The 9,369-nt window shown below is 59.2% G+C and carries 10 protein-coding genes; 6 read left to right on the forward strand and 4 right to left on the reverse strand.

The features are described from left to right. Positions 1 to 78: 78 nt before the first annotated feature. On the reverse strand, positions 79 to 1,212 hold the full coding sequence (locus tag NW838_RS02640) for a histidine kinase (RefSeq protein ID WP_414427453.1): 1,134 nt from the start codon (positions 1,210 to 1,212) through the stop codon (positions 79 to 81). A gap of 228 nt (positions 1,213 to 1,440) precedes the next feature. Then, a complete protein-coding gene (locus NW838_RS02645; RefSeq protein WP_414352125.1) occupies positions 1,441 to 1,623 on the reverse strand; it encodes a DUF3285 domain-containing protein in 183 nt (60 codons plus the stop codon). Positions 1,624 to 1,791: 168 nt separating this feature from the next. Between NW838_RS02645 and NW838_RS02650 the strand changes: the two genes are divergently transcribed. Beyond that, entirely contained in the window at positions 1,792 to 2,442 is a 651-nt protein-coding gene (locus NW838_RS02650; RefSeq protein ID WP_414427457.1) for an ABC transporter ATP-binding protein, read from the forward strand. Here NW838_RS02650 and NW838_RS02655 read toward each other — a convergent pair. Next, on the reverse strand, positions 2,433 to 3,566 hold the full coding sequence (locus NW838_RS02655; protein WP_414427454.1) for a murein hydrolase activator EnvC family protein: 1,134 nt from the start codon (positions 3,564 to 3,566) through the stop codon (positions 2,433 to 2,435). The two genes, NW838_RS02650 and NW838_RS02655, sit on opposite strands and share 10 nt — an antisense overlap. A gap of 677 nt (positions 3,567 to 4,243) precedes the next feature. On the opposite strand from NW838_RS02655, the gene eda reads away from it, so the two are divergent. Genes eda through NW838_RS02670 form a run of 3 tightly spaced genes read left to right on the forward strand, consistent with a single transcriptional unit; the run spans position 4,244 to position 6,018 of the window. Next, positions 4,244 to 4,957, forward strand: coding sequence for a bifunctional 4-hydroxy-2-oxoglutarate aldolase/2-dehydro-3-deoxy-phosphogluconate aldolase (gene eda / locus NW838_RS02660; RefSeq protein ID WP_414355490.1), 714 nt, complete (start codon positions 4,244 to 4,246; stop codon positions 4,955 to 4,957). 25 nt (positions 4,958 to 4,982) lie between these two features. Next, entirely contained in the window at positions 4,983 to 5,477 is a 495-nt protein-coding gene (gene ybeY / locus NW838_RS02665) for an rRNA maturation RNase YbeY (protein WP_414355491.1), read from the forward strand. Next, positions 5,461 to 6,018 (forward strand): diacylglycerol kinase family protein, encoded by a 558-nt coding sequence (locus NW838_RS02670; protein WP_414355492.1) that lies wholly within the window; start codon positions 5,461 to 5,463, stop codon positions 6,016 to 6,018. Before ybeY ends, NW838_RS02670 begins: the two co-directional genes overlap by 17 nt. Positions 6,019 to 6,042: 24 nt before the next feature. Here the strand turns inward: NW838_RS02670 and thrB are convergent, their stop codons facing one another. Beyond that, entirely contained in the window at positions 6,043 to 6,969 is a 927-nt protein-coding gene (thrB, locus tag NW838_RS02675) for a homoserine kinase (RefSeq protein WP_011433497.1), read from the reverse strand. 300 nt (positions 6,970 to 7,269) lie between these two features. On the opposite strand from thrB, the gene NW838_RS02680 reads away from it, so the two are divergent. Together NW838_RS02680 and NW838_RS02685 are read left to right on the forward strand one after the other, a co-directional pair. Next, positions 7,270 to 8,505 carry an anion transporter gene (locus NW838_RS02680; RefSeq protein WP_414427455.1) on the forward strand — a complete coding sequence of 412 codons (1,236 nt, stop codon included), beginning with the start codon at positions 7,270 to 7,272 and terminating at the stop codon, positions 8,503 to 8,505. Between the two features lie 84 nt (positions 8,506 to 8,589). Beyond that, complete coding sequence (locus tag NW838_RS02685; RefSeq protein ID WP_414427456.1) at positions 8,590 to 9,318, forward strand: SDR family oxidoreductase; 729 nt, start codon at positions 8,590 to 8,592, stop codon at positions 9,316 to 9,318. Positions 9,319 to 9,369: the final 51 nt, after the last annotated feature.

The raw sequence follows: 9,369 nt of genomic DNA on the forward strand, positions 1-9,369 counted from the left end.
AGGGCTACCGAAAGCCCGCCCTGTACTGCGAAGCAGTCAGGGTCGGGTAGTTTACACCCATGGGGAGCCAGCTCCCGGCTAGCCCTTGCAGAGCCGATACACGGGCAAAGTGAAATGAAAGCTGCTGCCTTTGCCCAAGGAAGACTCCACCCAAATCTGGCCGTAGTGAGCGCGCACGATCCGTCGGCAGAGGGAAAGGCCGATGCCATAGCCCTCCTGCTGTTGATCCCGGGACAGACGGACAGAATCGGAGAAGATGCTCTCTTGGTCGGCTTCCGGGATCCCAGGGCCGGTATCGCTGACGGTCACCTGCACCTTTTGGCTGGTGCGATGGAGGACATCGAGGCGGATGGATCCCCCGGCGGGGGTGTACTTGATGGCGTTGTCCAGCAGGTTGAACAGAACTTGGCGGATCTTGTCGGGATCCACATGGACGGAGGGCAGATCCACGGGAATATCCGCTTGAAACTGCAGCCGCTTGCCTTGAATGCGCGGCCATAGCTCCTCGATCACCGCCTGACACAAGCCGGGCAACTGGGTTTCTACGGCTCGAATCCTCAGCTCCGAGGCAGCGCCACGGGCCGACTCCAGGATATCGGTGATCATGCTGTCCATCTTGCGCAGTTGCTGGCGCGCGTGGTCGAACAACTGCCGTTCCAGCGCTTTGTCCAGGGATCCCTCGCGCCCCTGTTGCAGGGTTTCGACCGCCAAAGCCGTGGCCGTCAGGGGGCTGCGCAAATCATGCACCAGCATGGCCAGAACGCGATCTTTGAAGTCCAACTGCTCCCGCAATTGGGCCCGCTCCTGCCGCAGCAAAAACACCTCTTCCGACATTTGCAACAGCGCCTCGGTGGTCGGAGGGGAGGTGGGATCCTGTCCTGCCCCTTCTTGATGGGAAGCCAAGGCCGCCTGGCCTTGCCAACGGGGCCACCACACTTCCAACTGCGTCGCCAAGTCTCCGCCCGCCAAAACCTGAGCAGGCAAGGGCTCAGCCTTGACCAGAGCCGGAGTCGCCACCAGCTTGTAATGCTCCGCCAGGTAGGGGTGCTCCTCCAGCGGCACCACTTCCAGTTGGGCAGGGTATTGGCCGGGCAACCCCTGGATGTGCTGGCGCAGATGTTCCTCAAGTTCGGCAACGACAGCTCGACTCTTGGCAAACAACAGCAGGCGAATGACAGAACGAGCGGAGGTGAGGTCTGGCGAAGTCTGCATAGGCCAAAATCCAAAAGCCAAGGGTTGGCGTTTCAGCAGCCGGGATTGCCGTACGCTCGAACCGTGGGAGCCATTGCTGCTTGTTCCTTCCTAACACCTAATCTTGGGAAAAGCTCAAGAAGCGACATGGAGTGTAACAAGAAAGACCTTTCAGGGTGTGGCTTTCCCGCCCTAGGAACAACTGCAAGAGGGTATAGCCAGGACACTCTCGCGGAACTCAGTGAAAACTCAGTGAAACAGGTAGGCCAGCCCCACCAGCAGGGCCACCAACCCCACCGCTGTCAGGGTGAAGTGAAGCAGGGAAGTCTTGCCTTTGCGCACCATGTTGCGCATGGCCAGGCGGGTGTAACTCAGCTGGGGGGGGGATCCCGCCCCAACCGAAGGAGAATCTGCAGAAGAAGGCTGCGCCATCAGGATAACCAGAGCGATAATTTACCCTACCTTCAGGCTAGCTTAATCTGCTCCTCCGGATAGAGGTGTTTCCCAAGCTTCGACCTTCCCGCTGAAGAAGGGCCATAGCTGTCGCGCGGGGATCTTCCGGTGCCAAAATAACGACAGCATCCCCCTCTTTTGCCCCCCATGTTGCAAGTTCAGCATCTTTCCTACCATCCGGCAGCCGTCTCCCAGCCCATTCTCAACGATCTCTCCTTTGAGTTGGGCCTGAACCAGTTGGGGCTGATCGTGGGCAAAAGTGGGGCGGGCAAGAGCACCCTGCTGGAGATTTTGGCTGGCTTGGCGCGGCCCACCCAAGGACGGATTACCTGGGGAGGGGCAGAACTTTCCCCCAACCGCTTGCGCAGCATGGCGGGGTTGGTGTTTCAGTTTCCAGAGCGCCACTTTTGCGGCTTGACGGTGCTGGAGGAAATGCGCTTTGGTTATCCAGAGCTACAGAGAAAAGAGATCGAAAACGCCCTCAGACAGGTGGGATTGGAAGGGATCCCTCTACATACCTCCCCAAACCGCCTCAGCGGCGGGCAACAGCGGCGCTTGGCCCTGGCCGTCCAGTTGATCCGTGGCCCGTTTTTGCTGTTGCTGGATGAGCCGACGGCAGGATTGGATTGGTCGGTGCGGCGGCAGTTGATCGAGCTGTTGGCCCGGCTGAAGTCCACCTGGACGGTGCTGGTGGTTTCTCACGACCCGGAGGAGCTGTCCTCCATTGCCGATGTGCGGTGGACATTGCAGGCGGGATCCCTGAAGCTGTTGCCGACGGAGGCTTTGCTTCACAGGTAGCGGCGGGGATCCACCGGTTGGCCATTGACGCGCACTTCAAAGTGAACATGGGGCCCGGTGGAGAGGCCGGTGGAGCCGGAAGCAGCAATTGCTTGCCCCCGCTGTACCTGCTGGCCTACCCCAACGGCAACGCGGCTGTTGTGGGCGTACAGGGTGGTGATGCCGCCGCCGTGATTCACAATCACCGTATAGCCGTAGCCGCCGTACCAACCGGCGTAGATGACGGTGCCCCGGTCTGAAGCTCTGACTGCGGTGCCGGTGGGCACACCAAAATCGATCCCCGCATGAAAGCGGCGACTGCGGTAGAGGGGGTGAACCCGCCAGCCAAAGCCGCTGGTGATCGGCCCGCGCACCGGAGCAATGAATCGGCCTGTCCCTTGAACGGGATCCCTGCCCCCTTGCTGTTGGGCCTGCTGGGCGATCAGTTGCTGGATCAGACTGGTGAGCTGTCGAGAATCGGCTTCCAACCGCCGTTGGGCTGCTTCATAGGCCGCGCGTTCGTTGGCCAAGCGGCCCACCAGTTGCTCTTGGGCGGCAGCCTGCTGCTGCAGTTGATTCTTCTGGGCGGCCAGCTCCTGCAAAATCAAGGAAATCTCGTTGCGCTGCATCTCCAGGGCAATGCGCTGTTGATCCACCTCTTTGGCCATTGCTTGCAGCTCTTGGATCAACTGCCGATCCGCCTCGATCAACAGTTGCAGTTGGTGGCGGCGGTCGAAAAACTCGTTCAAGTCACGGCTGGTGAGCAGCAAAGCCCACCAATGTTCGGCCCCCTGTCGCTGCATGTAGCGCAAACGGGCAGCCGTGCCCTGTTGCTGCCGTCTCAGGCGGTCTTCCAGCTCCTGTAGCTCCTTTTGAGCTTGCTCCAGGGCTTTCTGGGCTTGTTCCAGACGATACTGATTGTCGCGAAGGCTGGATTCGGTCTGTCGAATGTTTTGCTGCAGGGATCCCATGCGGCGGCGGGCTTCTTCTTCTGCTTGGCGCAGTTCTCCCAAGCGGCGCTGAGTGCTCTGGATTTGTTGCTGGATCTGCTGCTGCCGCTGTTGCAATTGGTTGACATTCTGCGCCTGAGACGGGGCAACCCCCCCCAGTCCCCCCAACAGCAAGAGGGTGAGCAATCCAAGCATCACCCACACTTTCAGTCTGCGTGCCCCACGACTCAGACTCGTCACTCCTCACACCCTCTGCGACTGACCCATCGACCCTAAGGATACAAAGATCCCCACGGATCTGAATCGGGCCTGAGCTGGCTATTTAGGGCTACTCCGAACAGCAACAGAAGAGCCAGACAGTAGCGACTCCACCTCCGGATCCCACAGGCCTGACGGCATGCAACTCAAGCGGCAGCAACCTCAACGGACTAGAAAAACTAGGAAATGACGATAAACTGGCCGCTCACCTGCTGGCAAACCTCACGCTTAGAAGGCCAACCAAAAAGTTGCCTCATACAGACGGGATACCTTGCGGCACCTTTGGTTTGAGGAATCTTCCTCCTCTTCTCTGCTGAGTTCAGCACCGGTTAGGGAGACAACAAGGCCAGAGCAGGAACCAGCAACGCCGTGAAAAGCTGGGAAAAGCAAACACTCCGGCAAAGGCCACGAACGCGCAAACAGTTGCCCCTATAAAACACCGGCTTTGCTTGTTCCTGAGTCATCTGCTAGGCTTTCCCTTGAAAGAAAAGACGTTTAGGCTTTATGGTTTGTCATTATTTCATTGGCAGGCTGACTTTTTCGTTTTTGGATTGCAATTAAACTTAAGCTAAACCCAAGCAACTGCAAAACACTGAGCGGGTATTTTCCTACAGATGGCATTCGAGGATGCTGAGTGCAGTTTCAGAAAAGGGTCACAGCACCCCTGGTTACTCCATCTGTGGCAGCAGCCGCTGATTGCCGTGATCCGCCTCTGTGCCAGCCCAGCCCAGGCCCTAGAGGGATCCATGCTGGCCATCCGGGCCGGGATCCGCCACATTGAAATCACCACGCAAGTTCCCCAATACCTGGAGTTGATTGCCCAACTGCGGCAAGACCACCCGCAGTGTTGGATAGGGGTGGGCACTGTTCTCAATCGACAGATGGCGGAGCAGGCTTGGCAGGCAGGAGCCCAGTTTTGCGTTTGCCCCTTCACCGATGAGCAAGTCATCCGTTGGGGTCGGGAAGTAGGGCTGCCCATCGTGCCCGGTGCCCTCACCCCCGGCGAGATCTGGAGGGCGTGGCAGGCGGGGGCAACGGCAGTGAAGGTGTTTCCGGTGGAGAGCATGGGGGGATCCCGCTACCTGCGCCATCTACAATCGGTGCTGGGATCCCTGCCGTTGATCCCCACAGGGGGAGTCACCTTGGCCGGGGCAGCGGAATACCTGCAAACAGGGGCCTGGGCGGTCGGCGTTGCCGGAGATCTGTTCCCGCCAGAGGATTTGCATTCGGGCTGCCATGAGCTGGAGAATCGACTACGACAGGCGCTGAAACAGCTGGCAGAGCAAAGAAGCAAAACCTGGCCCAATCTGGGCAAACCAGTAGAATAAGGGGCGTGGTGTGAGTGAGGCCCGCATGGATGGATTTTTATTAGATCTCTATCTGCAATTCAACATCCCAAGCCCGATTGAAGAAGCCACTTGGCGTCATTGGTTCGAGATCTGGCTGAAAGAGCTGGGAGTCCAGGAGCCATGCGAGCTCAGCCTTTGCCTCACTTCCGATGAACACATCCGCCAGCTCAACCGCGAGTTTCGCCATCTCGACGAGCCCACCGATGTGTTGGCCTTTGCCGCGCAGGAGATGTTTGCCCCCTTTGAGATCCAAGACGTAACGGGGGTACGCCTGCTGGGGGATATTGTGATTTCGGTGCCCACCGCCCGCGCACAAGCCAAGGCGCAGGGGCATCGTCTTTCGCAAGAGTTGGCCTGGTTGGCCAGCCACGGGTTGCTCCATCTGCTGGGGTGGGATCACCCGGATGAACTGTCCCTGCAGCGCATGTTGCAGCAACAGCGACAGTTGCTCGCAGCCATCCAACTGGATGGGGAGGTGGCCCATGGCCAACAGCCCTAGTCGGTTGCCGGAGCGTTCTCGCCTGGCGGTGTTCCGGCGGCGCGTCCATTCCGGGCCCACCGGTGTAGACCCAGCGCCTATCTCTGAGGCCGATCCCGCAGCAACTGCCGAGCCTTCGGGGATGGATCCCTGGCGACGCCCCCCCTCTTGGCAAGTGGCTGACAACCTGGGCAAAAGTTTTTACTACGCGGGCAAGGGCTTGGTCTATGCCATCTGCACTCAGCGCAACTTCCGCATCCACATGGCGGTGGCGGTGATAGCCTTTGGCCTTGGGCTGGGCCTGCGGCTGAGCGCTGTGGAAATGGCCCTGATCAGCCTGACCAGCGGCTTGGTGATGGCGCTTGAGCTGGTCAATACCGCTCTGGAAGCGGTGGTGGATCTCACCCTGGGCAGCAAGTATCACCTCTTGGCCGAGATCGCCAAAGATTGCGCGGCAGCAGCGGTGTTGATGGCGGCAGCGGCGTCCTTGATGGTGGCGGCTTGGCTATTTCTTCCGCCCTTGGTGTTGCTGCTGCAAGATGGCTTCCCGGCAGCAGGGTAGCTCCCCGACTGGAGAGGGAGTTTCCTATCCAGACGGCTGGGAGTGGATCACCACCCGTCCTCCCTGCCGGTCCAGGTTGAGCAGTTTGGCCTCCGCTTCAATATCCAACTGCGCCCAAGCGCTGACCATCGCGGATCCCACCCGTTCCCGATTCTCGGGAGCACAGAGGGCCAAAAGGGTAGGCCCGGCTCCGCTGATCACCACTCCATAGGCTCCGGCAGCCATGGCTGCAGCTTGAACCGTTTTGAACCCGGTGATCAGCTCCATACGCGCCGGCTGGTGCAGCCGATCCTGCAGGGCCACCTTCAGCCAGTCCACCCGCCCCGACTGCAGGCTGCGGATGAGTAGGCCCAGATGGCTGCTGGAAAAAACTGCATCCGCCAAGCTGACGGATTTGGGCAGGATCTCGCGGGCCGCTTGGGTGGAAAGCTTAAAGTTGGGCACCACAGCCAGGATGCCAATGCTCTCATGCCACTCCACCGGACAGAACACCCACTGCCCCTGCTGTCCCTGCACACAAAGCTGACAACTGCCCTGCAGGGCGGGCACCACATTGTCTGGATGGCCTTCTAGGGCAATGGCCAGTTGTAGGAGGGTTTCGGGAGCTAAGTTAAGCGCCCCAATGGCATTGGCCCCCAGCAAGCCGCCGACAATGGCGGTAGCAGAACTGCCCAACCCCCGCGCCAGCGGCACGTTGAGGGTGATTTCGATTTCTACCCCCGGCACAGGCTTACTCAGCAGCTCAAAGGCGCGGCAAAAAGCCCGGTACACCAGGTTGTCCTTGCTCTGGCTAATGTGGTCGCTGCCGCGGTAGTGGATGCTGAGGCCAGAAGGGATCTCGCGAAAATAGAAGTGATTGTAGAGCTCTAGGGCTGCACCGATGCAGTCGAACCCTGGCCCCAAGTTGGCGGTGGTGGCCGGGACGATGACCTCTACGCGTTCTTTGACCAAGGGGACAACTCCTCAGTGAACGGTGGGTAACTCAATGTCTGCGGGCTCCCATTATCCTACGAACGATGGCCAGACCTTGGATATTCTCGCCACCTCTGCTCGGTCTGCAGCTCGCCGAGGCAAACGCGCTGATCCAGCGGAGCTTTTGGACTATCCCGAAAGGTTTCTGACCATGATTGGTTCTTGTGACTTATTTGTGACTTATTGAGTATCGGGAATGTTGGGCCTGTTTCAACTCCAGCCTTTGCCATTGGCTGAACCCATCAGGGATCCTGAAAGAAGTGCGGGAGGGATCGGGGGGTGCAGGGGCTGTCTTGGTTGGTGTTGGGTTTGAGCTATGTCGGGCTGGGACTGGGATCCCTGCCTAGGTTGCGTATGAACCGGGCCACCATCGCCCTGGTGGGATCCGCCCTGTTGATTGGCTTGGGGACCTTGTCGCTACGGCAGGCTTGGGAAGCCATTGACCCGACCACGATTGTGTTTCTCCTGAGCATGATGGTGGTAAATGCCAGCTTGTCCTATGGGGGGGCTTTTCAGTTGGCTTTGCTGGGCTTGATTCGGGTGAGCCGCAGCCCCTTTGGTCTGTTGATCATGCTGGTGTTCGGCAGCGGGCTGCTCTCGGCTTTCCTGCTCAACGACACGCTGGCGCTGGTGTTTACTCCCCTGACTTTGCAGGTCACAACGGTGCTGGGGTTAAACCCGATTCCCTATCTGCTGGGCTTGGCGGCAGCCACCAACCTGGGATCCGTCGCCACCCTGAGCGGCAACCCGCAGAATATCCTGATCGGCTCCTTCTCTGGGATCGGCTACCTGGAGTTTGCTGCCCAGATGACCCCCATTGCCGTGGTAGGGCTGCTGCTGGAAGTGGGGTTGCTGTGGTTGTACTACCCTGAGGTGCGCTCGTTGAAACCCTTTGCCCAGGTGCCTTGGCTACCGCTGCGGCTCTATCCGCCCCTGTTGCGCAAGAGCGTGGTGATTACGGGGGGGCTGTTTGTGGCCTTTGTAGCCGGACTTCCCTTGGCAGAATCGGCCTTGGTGGCGGCAGCCCTGTTGTTGATTACCCGTAGGCTGAAGCCGGAGCGATTTTTGGGGCAGGTGGACTGGAATCTGCTGGTGATGTTTTCCGGGCTATTTATCCTGACGCGGGCAACGCGAGAGCTGGTCACTGTTTGGGGGATGGGCTTGGGATCCTTGGCAGAGAGTCTGGCGGGATCCCCTCTTGCCCTGCTGAGTAGTGTGGCCGTTTTATCCAACCTCATCTCCAATGTGCCGGCGGTGCTGTTGCTGCAATCGTTCCTGCCCCGACAGGAGACTACCGCTTGGTTGTTGCTGGCTGCCGGCTCCACTTTGGCGGGCAATTTGACTCTATTTGGGGCGGTGGCCAATCTGATCACGGTTGAGGCAGCGGCCAAAAAAGGCTATGTGCTCTCGTTTGGAGAACATCTGCGCTTTGGCCTGCCCCTCACTCTGCTGACTTTGGGGTTCAGTGGGTTGTGGCTGTGCCAGCCTTTCCTGTCTTCTCCACCGCTCAGATGACCTCTGTCGAGGGATCCAGTGGGGCTGTGACTGGCTTGTCGGGATCCCTGTGTATGATGGGAAAAAGAGTTTAAGAAACGTAACGTGTCTTCTCCGCTATCGCAGGCAGTTATTTTGATCACAGGGGCAACAGGGGGTATCGGCAGCGTCCTGGTGCCCATGCTGGCTCAGGCTGGATCCCATCTGGTCTTGGCCGCTCGGCGAGAGGAGCCTCTGCGAACTCTGGTGGAGAAATCGCTCTCTCTGGGGGCTGCCTCTGGAGTGGGGATCCCTACCGATGTGACAGACTATGCCCAGGTAGAGGCACTGGTCAACCAAACGGTGCAAACGCATGGGCGCATTGACGTGCTGATCAACCTGGCCGGGGCCGGGATCCTGAAACCTGCTCCGCAACTAACCCCCGCAGACCTAGAGCGGATGATAGCGGTCAACCTGAAGGGCAGCTTCTACACCAGCCAACTGGCTGCCAACCCCATGCGGGAGCAAAAATCCGGCCACATCCTCAATTTCCCCGGCGTCCTTGGACGTCATCCCATGGCGATGGCCTCTGCTTACTGTGCGGCCAAGTTTGGGGTGGTCGGGTTTAGCAAGTGCATGGCCGATGAGCTGAAGCGCTTTGGGGTCAGATTTACGCTGTTTTACTTCGGGGGCATCGACTCACCCTTCTGGGATCCCATCAGCCTGAAGGTGCAGCGAGACAAGATGCTCAGCCCTGCCACGGCTGCGGAAGCCATCTGCTTTGCCCTTACAGCGCCCGCTGGTGCTGTACCGAGCGAGATAGTGTTGCAGCCGGAAAGCCACCAATTCCTTTGACCAAGTGTTTTGCCGTCCTTTTGCTGGGGTTGAGGCGGCAGCAGCTTGGAT

Source organism: Synechococcus sp. R55.2, from assembly GCF_047462075.1.
Lineage (GTDB): Bacteria > Cyanobacteriota > Cyanobacteriia > Thermostichales > Thermostichaceae > Thermostichus.

Excerpts from the sequence above, each read along its gene's own strand:
- NW838_RS02640 (WP_414427453.1), bottom strand. The coding sequence starts at position 1,212 with ATGCAGACTTCGCCAGACCTCACCTCCGCTCGTTCTGTCATTCGCCTG.
- NW838_RS02655 (WP_414427454.1), bottom strand. The coding sequence starts at position 3,566 with ATGCTTGGATTGCTCACCCTCTTGCTGTTGGGGGGACTGGGGGGGGTT.
- ybeY (WP_414355491.1), top strand. The coding sequence starts at position 4,983 with ATGGATGGATTTTTATTAGATCTCTATCTGCAATTCAACATCCCAAGC.
- eda (WP_414355490.1), top strand. The coding sequence starts at position 4,244 with ATGGCATTCGAGGATGCTGAGTGCAGTTTCAGAAAAGGGTCACAGCAC.
- NW838_RS02670 (WP_414355492.1), top strand. The coding sequence starts at position 5,461 with ATGGCCAACAGCCCTAGTCGGTTGCCGGAGCGTTCTCGCCTGGCGGTG.
- NW838_RS02645 (WP_414352125.1), bottom strand. The coding sequence starts at position 1,623 with ATGGCGCAGCCTTCTTCTGCAGATTCTCCTTCGGTTGGGGCGGGATCC.
- NW838_RS02650 (WP_414427457.1), top strand. The coding sequence starts at position 1,792 with ATGTTGCAAGTTCAGCATCTTTCCTACCATCCGGCAGCCGTCTCCCAG.